The following is a 17,016-nucleotide window of genomic DNA, read 5'->3' as shown; positions in this document are numbered from 1 at the left end:
GGGGGTGTTTGGGTGCTGCGAGGGGTCTAGGGCTTGCGGGCCGACGGGGCACGCACACGCGGCCAGGGCTTGGTAGATGCAGTGGCTGCGCCCGAGGGTGTTTGCCGACCCTGGGTTTTTGATCGCTGCTTTGTGAGCAACTGGCCACGCAACCAGGCCTGGTGCGCCTGCACGGTGGATTTTTGGGACTGCAGCGCAGCGATCTGCTGGTCGATCGCGTCCACACGCGCCTGCAAGGCCTGCACCATGTCGTCAATGCCGAGGGTGCCGGCGCGGTATTCATCCAGGCGAAGGGCAATCTGCGGCAGGCTGAAGCCCAGCTGGCGGGACATGGCGATGAACACCACCTCGCGCCGCATGCGGGCCGGATAGTCGCGGTAGCCGTTGGCCCGGCGATCGGGGTGGATGAGCCCCAGCCGCTCGTAGTGGCGCAGCGCGTGGACGGACACCGAGGCCTGTTGCGCGAGTTCGGAAATCTGCATGGGGCCACGTTAGCAAGCCTCGTGCTGCGCGAAGGTTGCCTGGGTGACTGCCCGAGGTCAAAACACTGTGTTTTTTGGGACAAACCCCCATGGGCGCACGTCGCCAGCGAGGACTGTGCGGTGTAGCATTCACACTCTTTGCCACAGTGCTTGTGGCGCTGTGAACCTGAGCGCGCGGTGCGGCCGCATTGCACGCTCCCTCTACTGCCCGATTGCCTTGCCGACGCTACTCCGCCCCGCCACCCATGGCTTGGTCGCACCGACCAGGCTGGGCAGCTGCGTGCGCAGCGGCGCCACGGTGGACTGACCATGCCACCAGCGCAAGCCACCGCAGAGGCCACCCGGCTCCAGGCACTGCAGTCTTACGCAATCCTCGACACCCCGGCGGAAGACAGCTTTGACCAGCTGGCCACGCTGGCTGCGCGTGTATGCCAGTGCCCCATGGCGGTGGTCAACTTCGTGGACAGCGACCGGCAGTGGTTCAAGGCCGCAGTGGGTGTACCGTTCAAGGAGACCGAGCGCGCGATTGCGTTCTGCGCGCATGCACTGAGCGGCAGCCGCGAGCCCATGGTGGTCAACGACACCCACAAGCACCCGGTTTTTGCCCACAACCCGCTGGTCACGCAGGACCCCCATGTGCGCTTTTACGCCTGTGTGCCGCTGGTCACCCCCGAGGGGCAGGCGCTGGGCACGCTGGCGGTGCTGGACTCCATCCCCCGGCACATCGAGGCCGAGCAGCTGGAGGGCCTGCGCATACTGGCCGAGCAGGCCATGGTGCAGCTGGAGCTGCGCCGCCAAAAGCAGGTGCTGGCCGACCTGGTGCAGCAGCGCGACAAGATGCATGCCGAACTGCTGGCCCAGAGCGAGACCCTGCGCGTGGCCGGGCAGATGGCCCGCATTGGCGGGTGGATCGTGGAGCTGCCCAGCCTGCAGCTGCACTGGTCGCAGGAGATCGCCGCCGCCTTCGGCATTGCGGGACGCATGGGCTCGGTGGAACAGATCATGGAGCTGTACCTGCCCCCGCACCGGCAGGCCATGCAGGCAGCGTTTGAGAGCTGCATCCGCCAAGGCACACCGTTTGACCTGGAGGCCGAACTTGTCACACTGGCGGGTCGGCACTTCTGGGTGCGCACCACCGGGCAGGCGGTGCGCGACGCCGACGGCCGCATCGTGCGGATTCAGGGGGCGTTTCAGGACATCTCGGCCCAGCACCAGGCCCGGCAGGCCCGCCGTGAGAGCGAAGAGCGCTTTCACCTGGTCTCTCGCGCCACGGCCGACGCGGTGTGGGACTGGAACCTGCACACCGATGCCATGTGGTGGAACGAAGGCATGCAGACCCTGTTCGGCGTGCCGCTCGACCAGTTACCGCCGGACAGCACCTCGTGGACCTTGCGGCTGCACCCGGACGACAGCCAGGCGGTGCTGGACGGCATCCATGCAGCCATCGACGGCACGGCCAACCACTGGTCGGACGAATACCGCTTTCGCCGCCAGGACGGCAGCTATGCCTGGGTGCTGGACCGGGGCTTCCTGATCCGCGACCTGCAGGGCAAGGCCGTGCGCATGGTGGGCGGCATGACGGACATCAGCGCGCAAAAGCTGGCCGACCTGGACGCCCAGCGCGACGCACAGAACCATGCCGAGCTGCTGCAGGTGCAGCAGCGCATTTCGTCGCTGGACATGCCGCTGCCCGAGGTGCTGCAGCTGGTGGCCAGCACCGTGCTGCGCCAGACCGAAGCGCGCGGCGCCATGGTGGAGCTGCTGCAAGGCCGCCAGCTGGTGGCGCAAGCCTCGGCCGGTGACCACGTGCGCCCGGTGGGCAACCTGCTGCCAGTGGACCAGAGCCTGCTCTGGCCTGCGCTCAGCAAGGGCCAGACCGTGGTGTGCAACGACACCGAGGCCGAGGGCTGGGACATGGCTTCGATGCCCCACCGCCACGGCGTACGGTCGGTCATGGCGGTTCCGCTGCGCAGTGGCGACGCCATCGTCGGGTCGCTCAAGGTCACGTCGGACAAGGTCAATGCATTTTCGCGCCGCGATGTGGCGCACCTGGAGATACTGACCGAGTCCCTGGGTGCCATGGTGCAGTTGCGGCATGTGGCGGGGCAGCTGCATGCGTCCGAGCAGCAATACCGCATGCTGTTTGACGAGCACCCGCACCCCATGTGGGTGTACGACCGCGAAACCCTGCAGCTGCAGGCCGTGAACCGGTCGATGGAACGCCACTATGGCTACACCGAGTCCGAGCTGCTGTCCATGTCGATGCTGGACCTGTGGCCCGCCGACCGGCGCCCCAATGTCGAGGCCAACATCCGCGCCGTTCCGATGGAACAGCGCAACGCACCGGTCATCAGCCGCCACATCAAGAAAGACGGCAGCTTCATGGATGTGGAGATCACGGCGGGCAGCATCAGCTTCAACGGGCGCCCAGCCCGCCAGGTGCTGGCCACCGACGTGACCGAACGCCTGCGCACCGAGCGCGAGCTGGCGCGCATGGGCCGTGCCCAGCGCCTGCTGAGCGCATGCAACGAAACCCTGGTCCGCGCCACGTCCGAGGCCACACTGCTGCAGGCCATCTGCCAGATTGCGGTGGACATCGGTGGCTACCGCATGGGCTGGGTGGGGTTTGCGCTGGACGACGAGCGCAAATCCATCCGCCCGGTGGCCCATGCGGGCTACAACCAGAACTACCTGGAAAACCTGCAACTGAGCTGGTCGGCCGACGACCCCTATGGCCGGGGCCCAGCGGGCATTGCGGTGCGCACCGGCCAGCCGGTGATCGTGCAGGACATCCGCACCGAAGGGGACTTTGCCGACTGGACAGAGCGCATGCTGGAGCATGGCTTTCACGGGGTGATCTGCCTGCCGTTGCGCGAGCATGCGCGCGACCACGCGCAGGACCGCAGTTTTGGCCTGTTGTATCTGTATGCACCCGACGTGTTGCAGATCAGCCCCGAAGAAGCCGCGCTGCTGCAGGAGCTGTCCAACGACCTGGCCATCGGCATCACCAGCCTGCGCGCGCACAAGGCACAGCAGCGGCTGCAGGCTTCGGTGCTCAAGGTGGCGGCGGCCGTGTCGGCCAGCACCGGCACCGAATTTTTTGTGCAGCTGGTGCGCAACATGGCCGATGCGCTGGATGCCCAGGGCGGCTGCGTGGTGCGGCTGCTGCCGCATTCGCAAGACCAGGCGCCCCGGGTGGTCACGCTGGCCGCCGTGCTCGACGGCCAGATGCTGCCCAACGACGAATACAGCCTGACCGGCACGCCCAGCCTGTTGCTGATGTCGCAGCGCACCCATGTGGTGACCGACAAGGTGCAGCAGCTGTACCCCGAAGCCCCCGTGCTGCGCGCGGTGGGTGCCCAGGCCTATGTGGGCCAGCAGCTGTGCAATGCCGACGGCGAGGTGGTGGGCATCGTCTTCGTGCTGTTCCGCCACGCGATTGCCGACACGGACTTCATCACCTCCACGCTGCAGATCTTTGCCTCGCGTGCGTCGGCCGAGATCGAGCGGCAGCTGGCCGATATCCGCATCCGCCACCAGGCCTCGCTGCTGGACAAGGCCCAGGACGCCATCCTGGTGCGGGACCTGGACCACCGCATCATCTTCTGGAACAAGAGCGCAGAGCGCCTGTACGGCTGGTCGCAGCTGCAGGCACTGGGGCAGTCCATCGAGACGCTGCTCTACGAAGACCCCACGCACTTCCGGCACGCCACGCAGACGGTGCTGGAGCAGGGCGAGTGGACCGGCGAGATCGTGCAGTGCCACCGCGATGGCAGCACCATCGAGGTGGAAGGCCGCTGGACGCTGGTGCGTGGCGATGACGGCCAGCCACAGTCCATCCTGGCCATCAACACCGATATCCGCCAGCGCAAGGCCAGCGAGCGCGAGATCCAGCGCCTGGCGTTCTACGATGCGCTCACCGGCCTGCCCAACCGCATGCTGCTCATGGACCGCATGCACCAGGCCCTGGCCACCGCGCAGCGGCGCCAGCAGGGCGGGGCGCTGCTGTTCATCGACCTCGACAACTTCAAGACCCTGAACGACACCCTGGGCCACGACCAGGGCGACCTGCTGCTGCAACAGGTGGCGCAGCGCCTGAACACCTGCGTGCGCAGCGTGGACACGGTGGCCCGGCTGGGGGGTGACGAATTTGTGGTCATGCTGGAAGAACTCAGCCCCAAGCCGCATGAGCTGGCGCTGCACGCCCGGGGCGTGGGTGAAAAGATCCTGGCCATGCTGGCCGTGCCCTATGCGCTGCAGGGCTACCAGTACCGCAGCACGCCCAGCATCGGCATTGCGCCGTTCACCGGCGAACACACCACAGTGGGCGAGCTGCTCAAACAGGCCGACCTGGCCATGTACCAGGCCAAGACGGCCGGCCGCAACACTTTGCGCTTTTTTGACCCCGACATGCAGGCCGTGGTCACGGCGCGCGCGGGGCTGGAAACCGACCTGCGCTCGGCGCTGATGCAGGAAGAGTTCCTGCTGCACTTTCAGCCGCAAATCCACCAGTCGGGCCGCTGTGTGGGGGTGGAGGCGCTGGTGCGCTGGGCCCACCCGCAGCGCGGCATGGTGTCGCCCGCGCAGTTCATCCCGCTCGCTGAAGAGACGGGTCTCATCCTGCCGCTGGGCCGCTGGGTGTTACATACCGCGTGCAAGCTGCTGGCCAGTTGGCAGAGCGACCCGGCCCTTTCGCACCTGACCATGGCCGTCAACGTGAGTTCGCGCCAGTTCCGCCATGCCAGCTTTGTGGACGACGTGGCCCGCGTGCTCGCCATCACCGGCGCGCCCTCGGCCCAGCTCAAGCTGGAGCTGACCGAAAGCCTGCTGGTGGAAGACATGGAGACCACCATCGCCACCATGACCGCGCTGCGGTCGTACGGGGTGGGCTTCTCGCTGGACGACTTTGGCACGGGCTACTCCAGCCTGAGCTACTTGAAGCGCATGCCACTCGATCAGCTCAAGATCGACCAGAGCTTTGTGCGCGACCTGCTGACCGACCCCAACGACGCTGCGATCGTGGACACCATCATCGGCCTGTCGCGCAGCCTGGGGCTGGAAGTGATCGCCGAAGGCGTGGAGACCCCCGAGCAATGCGCTCTGCTGGCCCGCGCGGGCTGCCAGCTCTACCAGGGCTACCTGTTCAGCAAGGCGCTGTCGGTGGACGTTCTGGACAGCTTCCTGCGCACCTCGCAGGCATAAGCGGCGCCCGCCAGGTGTTCCTGGCTCTTGTGAACATCCAAGGCGCCCTTAACCCCTAACTCCCTCCTGAGGGCCCCAGAAGCTCCGTGAGGGACCTGTGTGTCCGTTTCGGCCCCCCTGGGCCTGCTTTTGCGCCCAAGGCCCTCCACGGCCTTCTGGACGTCTCCAGATCCCCTCGTTCATCCCGGTCGGGGCGGGTACACCCGGTAAGTGGGTGCCTCCTCCATTCACCCCCGCCGTGTGCGTGGCCCCAGTTGTCCTCTGTCTTCTTCTTATGTCTTTTATAAATACATAGTCGTAGTAGTAGAGAGCGGCTTTGCGTGTGGACAACTGCATTTTTGCCAGCGCTGGCAAGCACTTAGCCCGCTGCCAACCCTGTGCACTCAGCCCAGCTCCCGTTGTCGCCCGAGCGGGGACAAAAGCGGCGCGTCGCCCTTTTCTGTGGATAAGCCCCCGGTTGTGCCAAAACTATCCCCAGTTTTACGCACCGAGCGCGTGGGCAGCAGGAATTTCAATCAAAACGACCCGTAGCGCTACGGCCGTATACCTTTTTTGCTCTCTAATTAATAGCGCTGAGACAGATGTGACGCTCCGCTTCCGGTACTGCAGGGGCTTGGGGGCTCCAGTGAGGCGGTTAGAACCTGCCCAGACGATGGTCGATGCAGCGCACAGGGCCTTGGCACAGCACATCCCTCGTACCAGGCCGTAAAGCCGTTTCGTGCGGTTAACGACCGCCTGTGGGTGCCCAAGAGGACTTGAGTGAGCCGCAGGGCAGGCCGAGCTGTAGCCACCACGGCCTGGTGGTGATGTCCGTGCAGACAGGCCCCCACAAGCAGAACCGCACGTCGCAGGCGTGTGATGGGTGCCCCGGAGTTGGTGTTCTGGTTATTCTTTAATAGCTTTATATATAAATAGCAGTAGTAGTAGAGAACGCCTGTTTGTGTGGACAAGCGTCTTTTCTTCAATGCTCGCGCGTACTTGCGTCGCTGCAAAGTGTGTGGGACAGCTCGCACAAAGTGCGGGGCTCACCGACAACAACTTTCGGGTGGCGGATTTTTGTGTGGATAACTGCCCGGTTGTGCCAGAACTGTGCCCAGAGTTATCCACAGCTGCGTCGCATATGGCCGTTCGCTGCTCCCATGGGCTGGCCGCCACAACAAAAAACCCGGCGTTCAGTGAAGAACGCCGGGTTGGCGGGTGCGAGCCTTAGCGCCTGTCAGCCTGGCCGGGGGGCCTTATTTGGCCGGAGCGGGGGCCGGACGGCCTTCGCCCCCGCGCATGCCGCCGTGGTGGTCGCCGTGCCCGTGGCGGCCCTCGCCACCCCGCATGCCACCCATGGGGTGGCCCCGGTGGGCCTGGGCGTCAAAAGTCTTTTGCTGCTCGGGCGTCAGCGTGGCATAGAAGGCCTTGGTGGCCTCGCCACGGCGGTCGGCTTCGGCAGCGTGCTGAGCGCGCAGGGCCCGCATGCGGTCGATGCGTTCCGGCGTGGTCAGCTTGTCCATGTCCTGGCGGTCCAGGCGGGCGGGGCGTTCGCCGGGCTGCATGGCAGTGGTGAAGGTGGTCCAGGCGGATTCCTGGGCAGGCGTCAGCTTGAGCTGGCCCTTGAGGTCTGCCAGCCGCTTGGCATGGCGCTGGGCCATGTCGCCATGGTGGCGTTCATGGCGGCCCTCGGCGGCCTTGGCGGGGGCTGTGGGGGATGCCGCAGGCGCAGCTGGGGGCTGCTGGGCCAGCACAGGCAACGCCATGGCGGCGAGCAGGGCGGTGGCGGCAATGCGGTGAGAGATGGGGTGGGAGAAACGGGATGCCATGCTGGAGGTCCTTTCGCGGTGGTGAGCTCGCTGCAACGACCGTTTCAGCGATTGGAGTCCAGTGTCTGCCGCCCACGTATCGCCACCGTGCGCGTTGGGTGAGGCTGTGTAAAGTTGCAGCGAACGCTTGCAAAGTGGCCCCCGAAATAATTTTGGGCTAATAGTCGGCGATGCGATAGTGGCATATGCCTCGTTTGCTATTGATTGTGTAGCGTTCTCAGTCCCTCAAGGGCTGCCTGTGCCCCAGCGGCCCGGCGCCTGGGTGGCGACCGCCGACAATGGCGGGTTCCGTGTCCGTGTCGTTGTCCGCAGCGACCCCAACCAAAGGTTTTCCGTGTTCAAGAACATGATCGTGTACCGCATTGCTCCGCAATGGCAGGTCGAGCTGACGCAAGTAGAGGATGCCCTGGCCAAGGCCCCGTTCCAGGAATGTGGCGCCACGCAAGAGAAGTCGCTGGGCTGGGTGCCCCCCCGGGGTGAACTACATGGCCCCTTGGTCGAATCGGTGGGCGGGCAGTGGATCCTGCGTTTCATGGTCGAAACCAAGGTGTTGCCCGGCAGCGTGCTGGCGCGCAAGGTCAAGGAAAAGGCCGAACGCATCGAAAAGGAAACCGGCCGCAAGCCCGGCAAGAAGGAGAGCAAGGAGCTCAAAGACGAGGCCAAGCTCGACCTGCTGCCCATGGCCTTCACCAAGCAGGGCTCGATGTGGATCTGGATCGACACGGCCTCGCGCCTGCTGGTGCTGGACACATCCAGCCAGGGCCGTGCCGATGAAGTGGTGACCTTGTTGGTCGAATCGCTGCCGGGTCTGTCGGTGTCGCTGCTCGACACCCAGACCAGCCCTCAGGCCGCCATGGCCCACTGGCTCAAGGAGCAGGAGCCACCCGTGGGCTTCACGGTGGACCGCGAGTGCGAACTGAAAAGCGCCAACGAGGAAAAAGCCGTGGTGCGCTACGCCCGCCACCCACTAGACATCGAGGAGGTGCAGGCCCACATCGACGCCGGCAAGCTGCCGACCAAGCTCGCCCTCACCTGGGACGATCGCGTGAGCTTCATGCTCACCGAAGGCCTGCAGATCAAGAAAGTGTCGTTTCTGGACACGGTGTTTGAAGGCACCAAGGCAGACGATGGCGGCTTTGACACTGACGTGGCGATTGCCACGGGCGAGCTGGTCAAGCTGATTCCGGACCTGATCGAGGCGCTGGGAGGGGAGACCGAGAGTGGGGTGGCGGGTGCGGCGCAGGCGGTGGCCAGCGACAGGGCTGAAGCTGCTGTGCCATCACGGCCACCGATGCCTGCAGCAGCACCCTCTGCCCCGGCGCGTAAGGTGGCTGGGGGTGGGGTGGTGACTGGTCCGCGCGAAGTGCCCGTCGATACCGACCCGGAATCGGCGCCGTTCTGACACCGTGGCCCGCCGGTCCATTGTGGCTTCAGCGGCTGTGGCCGCAGGCGGCATCCACCAACGCCGCCAGCTCACATACATAGGCGTCTTCAATGTCCAGTACCTCGCACTGCCGCACCAGCTGCTCCAGGTAGTCCCGGTTGCTGCCGATACGCCCGCAGGCGGTGGCAATGGTCGCGGCCGTGGCCTGCAGCGACAGATTGGCCCGGTAATGGGTATGGGCTGTGTTGGCGACCAGCACCAGCGCCTGCACCTCGCCCTGGGGCGTTGGCAGGGGCAGCAGTTGTGGGCAGTAGGCGCCGGTGATCATCTCGCGCCGCCACAGCATGCGGGACTCGTCCTCCACCAGCGGCGCCGGGATGCGGAATGCCAGGCCTTCGCAGCCCTGTAGGTCTTCGTCGCCCGTGCGCTGCAAGGTCAGCACCAGGCCCGGGCAATCGGGGGTGCCCCGGCCGATGGTGGTGCTCAGGGCAAAGCGGCGTGCGAAGCCGGGCAGGCAGGCGCGGCGCACTTCGCCAAAGTGAAAGCCTGGGTTCCACATCAGCGAGCCATAGGCAAACACCCACAGATCCTGCTGCTCGGCGGTGATGGTGGAAAGCACCTCGCGGCGGGATTGCTCGACCTCGTGGTCCGGCAGGCGCCAGTGGGCGGGCAGGCCCTGGCAGCGCGCCTGGGCGTCCCACTCGGCCAGCACCTCGTCGGTGAGGCGCAGGCCCGAGGCATGGGCAGGGGTCAGCCGGCCTTGCAGCTCGGGCAGGTGAAGGAAGGCTTTGTCGGGGGTCATGGTGGCAGTTCCGCGCGCTGGTGTTGGGCGTCAGGTGTCTTAACGCCGCGCCAGGTCAAACACCAGCACCTCGGCGTGGTGGCCCTCGTGCAGGGTCAGTGTGTTTTCGCCGTCCAGCAAGGCGCCATCGCCACCAGACAGCGCGATGCCGTTGACCTGCACCGCCCCTCGCGCCACGTGCACGTAGGCCAGGCGTTCGGGGTTCAGCACTTGGGTGGCGGTTTCGCTGCCATCCAGCAAGCCTGCCCAGATGGAGGCGTCGGCGTTCATGGTCACCGAGCCGTCCTCTCCCCGGCGCGAGGCAATGCGCACCAGGCGGCCCCGGCGGTCTGCGGACGGGAAGTGTTTTTGTGCGTACCTGGGGCGGATACCTGTGAACAGGGGCTTGATCCAGATCTGCAGGAAATGGGTGGGCTGGTCGGGCAGCGCATTGAATTCGCTGTGGCGCACGCCCCAGCCTGCGCTCATGCGCTGTACGTCGCCCGGGTGCAGGATGCCGGTGGGAGCCTCCGCCGAATCAGCCCCTGGCGCTCCCGAGGCCGCTGGGCCGCCAGGTTGTTGGCCGGTGCGTTCGTGCAGGTTGTCCTGGTGGGCCAGGGCGCCGTCGAGGACATAGCTCACGATCTCCATGTCGCGGTGCCCATGCGTGCCAAAGCCTTTGCCGGGCGCCACCGTGTCGTCGTTGAGCACCAGCAGATTGCCATGGCCCTGGTGGCGCAGGTCGAAGTAGTCGCCAAACGAAAAGCTGTGGGCGCTGTGTAGCCAGCCGGTGGAGGACCGGCCCCGTTCGGAGGAGGGGCGGACGGTGATCATGGCTTTGTTGCGGGGGTATCCGGCCCGATGTTGCACCACAGGGGCAAGAGAGTGCGTGGAGCCGCGTAGGTTGTCGTCGCCATGGCCTCACTCTAAGGGCCGATGGGTTCGCCATCAATGGCTGGCGGCTCAACTCACTGTTCCGCGATTCAGTCCAATGCTCTGGGTTCAGGCGTTCACCCAGCCCCGCGCCTGGCACAAGGGCGCACGGTGCGGAAGGTCGAACCGTCGATCAGGCCAGCAGCAGGGCTGCCAGCATCAAAGCGGTGCCGACCGCCACCAGCGTCCATGAGGATTGCTGCTTCACAAACACAAAGCTGCTGGGGTCGTTGGGCATGTAGGCGATTTCGACCGGGCGATGGGCCTTGAATTCGGTCAGGATCTCTTCCGGGAAACTGTGCTTCACCACCATCTGCTGGCCGCTGTCGGTCTTGTAGTGGAACTCGGCGGTGTAGGTGGAAGAACCGCTTTTCTTGAACTCCGTGTACTGCGTGATGGGCTCGACCACGGCGTGTTTGCCGAGCTTGAGCGTTCTGGAAAGCTCGGACCGCTCCTGCATTCCAAAAGCAACGAACACGACGCCGGCGAGGACGCCCGCGATTTTGAACAGCAGCTTGCCTTGTTGGCGTGATGGCTTCATACCCTCTCTCCCTCCGTTTTGGCGGGAGTGTAAGGGCTCTGCTTGAAGATAAGAAAGAGGCTGCCGGCGATGCAGTTGCGCTTGCGTTACCGCCCCACAAACTGCGGGCTCTGGCGCTGGTGAAACGCCTCCACCCCCGCGCGGAAGTCTTCGGTGCCCGCGCAGTGCACAAAGGCGCCCTTTTCAGCGGCCAGTTGCTCTGGCAGCGTGTGGTCCATCGACGCGCGCATCAGGCGCTTCATGGCGCCGTAGGCCAGTGTGGGGCCGCTGGCCAGGCGCTGGGCGAGGGCGGTGGTGGCACTGTCCAGCTCGGCGCCGGGCACCACGCGGTTGACGAGGCCCAGGCGCAGCGCATTGTCCGCGGTGAAGGCCTCGCCCAGTAACGCAATCTCCAGCGCTTGGCGCACGCCCACGATGCGCGGCAGCGCCCACGATGCACCCACGTCGCAGCTGGTGCCGAGGTTGATGTAGGCCAGGTTGAAGCGTGTGCCTTCGGCAGCGATCACGTAGTCGGCCATCAGCACCAGGCTCAAGCCCGCACCGGCGGCCGCGCCGTGCACCTGCGCGATGACCGGCGCGTTCATCTGCGCCAGCAACTGAAGGGCGGCATTGAGCGGCGTGAGGATGTCGATGGCGCCCTGCACCGGGTCCGCGCGCAGCGTGGCCAGGTCGCCCCCGGCCATGAAGCCCCGGCCGTTGCCACGCAGCACCACGGCCCGCACACCGGGGTCGGCAGCGATGGACTGCACGGCGGCGAGGAAGGCATTGGCCATGGGCACGTCGATGGCGTTGAGTGCCTCGGGCCGGTTGAAGCGCAGCGTGGCGACGGCGCCGTGGCGCTCCAGCAGCAGGGGCGGCTGTGGGACGGGCGCGGACGGTGCGGTAGCGGCTGCTGCAGGGTCTGTGGCGGTATTTTTCATGTCAAATCCGCTTCAAGCGCTAGTGGATATTGCGCTATCAGCTCCTGTTTTGATAGTAAGTGGATTCCAATGCGCCGAGCCCTGGGCTATTGGTACAGCGCCTCGATCTCGGCCGCATAGGTTTTGTAGATGCTTGCGCGGCGCACCTTCATCGTCGCGGTCACCTCGCCGTCGTCGTGGTCCAGCTCCTTGGTCAGCAGGTGGAACTTGCGGATCTGCGAGACCTGCGCCAGCCGCTGGTTGCCCTGGTTGATTTCGGCATCGATGAGGCCACGCACCTCGGGGTGCTCCACCAGCGAGCGAAAGTGCGTGAACGGAATGCGCCGCGCCTCGGCCCACTTGCCCACGGTCTCGTAGTCGATCATCACCAGTGCGCCGACAAACTTGCGCGCCTCGGCCACGATGATGCATTCCTTGATGAAGGGGCTGCCCTTCATCGTGTTCTCGATCTCGGACGGGGTGAGGTTCTTGCCACCGGCCGTGATCATGATGTCCTTGAGTCGGTCCACGATCTGGATCTGGCCTTGCGATTCACGTACCACGTCGCCCGTGTGCAGCCAGCCATCCACGATGCTGCTGGCCGTGGCCTCGGGGTTCTTGTAGTAGCCCGCAAACACCATGTCGCCTCGCAATTGCAGCTCGCCGTTGTCCGCAATGCGGTGCTCCACGCCCAGCGTGGGCACGCCGACGGTGCCCACCACCACGTGACCGAGCCGGTGGCCTGTGACCATGCCGGTGGATTCGGTCAGGCCATACACCTCGATGAGCGGCACGCCCAGCACGCGGAAGAAGCGCACCACATCGGGCGGAATGGGCGCGGCGCCGGTGAGCGCCACATGGGCATTGCGCAGGCCGATGAAGTTCTGCAGCGCGCGGAACACCAGCCAGTAGCTCGCGGCATAAGTGAGCTTGTCGCCAGCGCTCCAGTTGCTGTGCGGCTTCTCGGCCAGCGGTTTGCAGGCGTTGTAGGCCTTGTGGAACAGCGCGCGGCGCAGGCCACCGGTCTCTTGCAGCTTGATGTGGATGGCGGCGTGCAGCTTTTCCCAGATGCGCGGCACGCCCAGGAACATGGTGGGTGCGACCTCGCGCAGGTCTTCCTGCACCGTGCGGATGGACTCGCCAAAGTTCACCTGCGAGCCGATGTACACCGGCACAAAGCTGGTCAGCATCTGCTCGGCCACATGGCACAGCGGCAGATACGACAGGTGCGTGGTCTCGCGCGACAGCTCCAGCCGGTCCACGATGCCCGGCACCACGCCCCGGATGTTGCGGTACGAAATCATCGCGCCCTTGGGCTTGCCGGTGGAGCCCGAGGTGTAGATCATCAGGCCCACATCGTCGAGCCGCTGGCGTGCGAGGGCTTCGTCGATGATGGCTTGTTGGCCCGACGCTGCGCCCAGCTGTTCCACCTCGTCAAACGTGGTGATGAACTGCCGCACCTCGGGCGCAAAGCTGCGCAGGCCCTTGGTCTCCATGACCACGATCTTTTTCAGGCGCGGAAGCTCGGGCAGTGCGGCCAGCAGCTTGTCGGTTTGCTCCTGGTCTTCGCAGACCATGATCTCGATGTCGGCATGGCCCACCACATAGGCCACTTCGTTGGTGGGACTGGTGGGGTACACGCCCACCGTCACGGCGCCCACCAGGCCTGCGCCCATCTGGGCCAGCACCCATTCAATGCGGTTCTCGGCGATCACGCCCACATGTCCGCCCGCAGGCAGGCCCAGCGCCTTGAGGCCCAGGCCGAAGTGGCTGGCGCGCTGGTGGTATTGCGCCCAGGTAAAAGGCTTCCAGATGCCGAAGTCCTTTTGCCGGATGGCGATGCGCTGCGCGTCGGTGCGTGCGCGCTCGCGCAGCATCTGGGGCAGAGTGAGGTCGGGGAGTGTGCTCATGACAGCCAGCGTTTGCGACGCTTGTAGTGCTTGATGTCCTTGAAGCTTTTCGCCTCGCCACCGCCACCCATGCCGAGGTAGAACTCGCGCACGTCCGGGTCATTGGCCAGGCGCTCTGCCGTGCCGTCGATCACGATCTTGCCGTTCTCCATGATGTAGCCCCGGTGCGCCACGGCCAGCGCCACGGTGGCGTTCTGCTCCACCAGCAGCATGCTGGTGCCGCGCTCGGTGTTGATGCGCGCGATGATGGTGAAGATGTCTTCGACCAGTTTGGGCGACAGGCCCAGCGAGGGCTCGTCGAGCAGGATGAGCTGGGGCTGCGCGATGAGCGCGCGGCCAATGGCCAGCATCTGCTGCTCGCCGCCTGACAGGTACCCGGCGAGACCCTTGCGCCGTTCATGCAGGCGCGGGAAGTAGCTGTAGACCAGGTCGAAATCTGGCGTTGCACCGCTGCGCCCCGTGAGCGCATAGGTGGCGGCCACTAGGTTCTCTTCGACCGTGAGGTCTTCAAACACGCGGCGGCCTTCCATCACATGGCTCAGGCCGTTGCGCACCAGCTGCTGCGGGGCCACGGCGGCCGTGGGCTGGCCATTGAAGTGGATGCTGCCGCTTTCGACCACACCATCCTCCAGCGCCAGCAGGCCCGAGATGGCCTTGAGCGTGGTGCTTTTGCCCGCCCCATTGCTGCCCAGCAGCGCCACGATCTGCCCGCGCGGCACAGCCAGCGACAGGCCACGCAGGGCCTGCACCACCTTGTTGTAGATGACCTCTATGTTGTTGACTTCGAGGACGTGGGCCGGGGTTGGCTGGGTCATGGCGCAGGCAGTGTCAGAGTTTGATCCAGTCCGATGCCGCGACCATTTTTTGCGCCTTCATGTCGGCGCGGTACACGCGGCCCACGGGGATCGAATTCCCGCTGATGGTGATCGGCACGCCGATCAGCCCGCCCGTGTCGAAGTCCTTGATGGAATTGAGTGCGGCCTTCAGGTTGGGGCCGGTGAGGGGCTTGCCAGCGTCCAGCGTGCGCTTGGCTGCCTCGGTGAACAGCATCGCGGCCAGGAAGCCCTGGATGTAGGCCGTGCTCTGGTACTCGGGCCGCAGGGCGCGGATCTTCTCCAGCATCGGCGCCTTTTCAGTGTCGTAGTAGTAGCGATACGGCATCACACCCATGAAGCCGTCGGCGGCTTCGCCCATCTTCATCACGGTGGAGCTGTCCATGGTCCAGAAGGTGCCCATCCACTTGCTGGTCATGCCCTGCTGCTTGCCCTGGGTGATGAACTCAGGGATGGGCGCGAGGATGTAGCCGTGAAAGATGGTGTAGTCGGGCGCCGCGCGGCGCAGCTTGATGACCTCGGTGGACACGTCCACGCTGCCGGCGGGCGTCATGATCTTGATGGGCACCGACAGGCCCAGCTGCTTGGCCATGGCTTCGCTGGACTCGATGGGGTCGCGACCGAATTCCGAATCGGAGTACACGAAGGCCACCTTGGCACCAGGCTTTTCCTTGGCGATGTGCTTGAGCAGGATGCCGAACATCTCGGTGTAGTCGGGGCCCACAAGGAACTGGTTGGGGTACTTCTTGGGGTCGTTGAGTTCGGTGGCAAACGACGCGCCGGCCATCAGGATGTTGCCGTTGCGGTCCAGCTCGGGGTTGATGGTTTTGGAGAAGCCCGTGGAGTCGCCGTAGTACAGGTTGACCTTGTTCTGGCTGGTGATCTTCTTGAACGCAGCCACCGACACATCGACCTTGTAGCCCGTGTCTTCAGGCACGTACTTGACCTTGCGGCCCTTGATGCCACCCGCGTCGTTGAGCATCTTCACGTAGTCGCCCATGCCCGCGTTGATGCCCACGCCCGCAAACGCGAACACGCCGGTGAGCGGGATGGAGCCGCCGATCACGATCTCTTCGGCGCCTTGGGCCAGCACCGACAGCGGGCTGGTGAGGGCGGCGGCACCAGCGGCTCCGAGCAAGAGTTGGCGGCGCTGGAAGTAAGTGCGTTGTGTGTCCATGGTTGTCTCCTGTGGATTTAGTTGCGGAAAGGCCAGAGATGGAAGAAACGACGGACGCGCCGCCACACTTCGGCCAGGCCATGGGGCTCGAAGACGAGAAAACCGATGATGAGCAGGCCAAAGATGACCGTGCGCACGGGCGAGAGGAACACGGTGAGTTCGCTGCCGCCGGGCATCAGGTCCACCACGAGCTTGAGCAGCTCGGGCACCATGGTCATGAACACCGCGCCCAGGATGCCGCCCAGGATGGAGCCCATGCCGCCGACGATGATGGCCGCGAGGAAAAAGATGGACATCAGCAGCGGAAAGCTCTCGGGCGTGACCACGCGAAAGAAGTACGCCCACAGCCCGCCTGCCACACCCGCATAGAACGATGACAGGCCAAACGACAGCAGCTTGTAGCGCAGCAGCGGTATGCCCAGCACCTCGGCCGAGATGTCGCGGTCGCGAATCGCGATGAAGGCACGGCCCACGCGCGTGCGAAACAGGTTGGCCGCGCCCAGGAGCATGAGGATGGTGACCGGCACGATGAGCCAGTACAGCCTGAACGAGGTGTCGAGCGCCATGCCGAACAGCTTGGCGGGCGGCACGCTCAGGCCACCGGTGCCGCCGGTGAACTTCCAGTTGGCAAAGATGAAGTGCGCGATGAACGATGCGGCAATGGTGGCAATGGCCAGGTACAGCCCTTTCACGCGCAGCGAAGGAATGCCCACCACGATGCCGCCCAGCATGGCGACAAAGCCACCTGCCAGCAGGTTGAGCACAAAGGGCGTGCCCACCTTGGTTTCCAGCACGGCCACCGTGTAAGCCCCCAGGCCCATGAAGGCCGCCTGCCCCAGGCTGACCAGCCCCGTGTAGCCTGTGAGGATGTTGAGCCCCGTGGCACTGGCCACATTGATGCTGACCAGGCAGGCCAGGTAGAGCCAGTAGTCGCTGGCCATGAAGGGGAACAACACCAGCAGCGCAGCGCCCACGGCCAGCCACACTTTTTGCGTGCGCGAGTCGAACAGCGCCGCGTCGGCGATGTAGGTTTCCTTGAGGGTTCCGATGCGCATGGGTCAGGCCT

At 65.3% G+C, this 17,016-nt stretch carries 12 protein-coding genes; 2 read left to right on the top strand and 10 right to left on the bottom strand.

Going from position 1 to position 17,016, the window contains the following annotated elements:
• Positions 1-26: 26 nt before the first annotated feature.
• Entirely contained in the window at positions 27-482 is a 456-nt protein-coding gene (locus AC07X4_RS11020) for a MerR family DNA-binding transcriptional regulator (protein ID WP_056056913.1), read from the bottom strand.
• A 309-nt stretch (positions 483-791) separates the two neighbouring features.
• Here AC07X4_RS11020 and AC07X4_RS11015 point away from each other — a divergent pair, with 309 nt between their 5' ends.
• A complete protein-coding gene (locus tag AC07X4_RS11015; protein ID WP_494740081.1) occupies positions 792-5,684 on the top strand; it encodes an EAL domain-containing protein in 4,893 nt (1,630 codons plus the stop codon).
• Positions 5,685-6,919: 1,235 nt separating this feature from the next.
• Here the strand turns inward: AC07X4_RS11015 and AC07X4_RS11010 are convergent.
• Positions 6,920-7,492 (bottom strand): Spy/CpxP family protein refolding chaperone, encoded by a 573-nt coding sequence (locus AC07X4_RS11010; RefSeq protein ID WP_494740080.1) that lies wholly within the window; start codon positions 7,490-7,492, stop codon positions 6,920-6,922.
• 334 nt (positions 7,493-7,826) lie between these two features.
• Here AC07X4_RS11010 and AC07X4_RS11005 point away from each other — a divergent pair, with 334 nt between their 5' ends.
• Complete coding sequence (locus tag AC07X4_RS11005; RefSeq protein ID WP_494740079.1) at positions 7,827-8,894, top strand: recombination-associated protein RdgC; 1,068 nt, start codon at positions 7,827-7,829, stop codon at positions 8,892-8,894.
• A gap of 28 nt (positions 8,895-8,922) precedes the next feature.
• Here AC07X4_RS11005 and AC07X4_RS11000 read toward each other — a convergent pair whose 3' ends face one another.
• The 8 genes from AC07X4_RS11000 to AC07X4_RS10965 form a co-directional block, all read right to left on the bottom strand.
• Positions 8,923-9,678, bottom strand: a complete 756-nt coding sequence (locus AC07X4_RS11000) for a gamma-glutamylcyclotransferase (RefSeq protein WP_494740078.1) — start codon at positions 9,676-9,678, stop codon at positions 8,923-8,925.
• Between the two features lie 39 nt (positions 9,679-9,717).
• Positions 9,718-10,491, bottom strand: a complete 774-nt coding sequence (locus AC07X4_RS10995; protein ID WP_494740077.1) for a pirin family protein — start codon at positions 10,489-10,491, stop codon at positions 9,718-9,720.
• Positions 10,492-10,723: 232 nt separating this feature from the next.
• Complete coding sequence (locus AC07X4_RS10990) at positions 10,724-11,131, bottom strand: hypothetical protein (protein ID WP_395457320.1); 408 nt, start codon at positions 11,129-11,131, stop codon at positions 10,724-10,726.
• Between the two features lie 86 nt (positions 11,132-11,217).
• Positions 11,218-12,051 carry an enoyl-CoA hydratase/isomerase family protein gene (locus tag AC07X4_RS10985; protein WP_494740076.1) on the bottom strand — a complete coding sequence of 278 codons (834 nt, stop codon included), beginning with the start codon at positions 12,049-12,051 and terminating at the stop codon, positions 11,218-11,220.
• Positions 12,052-12,137: 86 nt separating this feature from the next.
• Positions 12,138-13,940 (bottom strand): AMP-dependent synthetase/ligase, encoded by a 1,803-nt coding sequence (locus AC07X4_RS10980; RefSeq protein ID WP_494740075.1) that lies wholly within the window; start codon positions 13,938-13,940, stop codon positions 12,138-12,140.
• On the bottom strand, positions 13,937-14,755 hold the full coding sequence (locus AC07X4_RS10975; protein WP_494740074.1) for an ABC transporter ATP-binding protein: 819 nt from the start codon (positions 14,753-14,755) through the stop codon (positions 13,937-13,939). The genes AC07X4_RS10980 and AC07X4_RS10975 overlap by 4 nt, the downstream gene beginning before the upstream one ends.
• A 13-nt stretch (positions 14,756-14,768) precedes the next feature.
• Positions 14,769-15,950, bottom strand: a complete 1,182-nt coding sequence (locus tag AC07X4_RS10970; protein WP_056056928.1) for an ABC transporter substrate-binding protein — start codon at positions 15,948-15,950, stop codon at positions 14,769-14,771.
• Between the two features lie 17 nt (positions 15,951-15,967).
• The gene (locus AC07X4_RS10965) at positions 15,968-17,005 is read right to left on the bottom strand and encodes a branched-chain amino acid ABC transporter permease (protein WP_056056930.1); all 1,038 of its coding nucleotides are present in this window, start codon (positions 17,003-17,005) and stop codon (positions 15,968-15,970) included.
• Between the last annotated feature and the right edge of the window lie 11 nt (positions 17,006-17,016).

The organism is Acidovorax sp. GW460-11-11-14-LB4, assembly GCF_059423685.1.
Note: the sequence above shows the minus strand (reverse complement) of the source record. Positions and strands in the feature narration are given on the sequence as shown.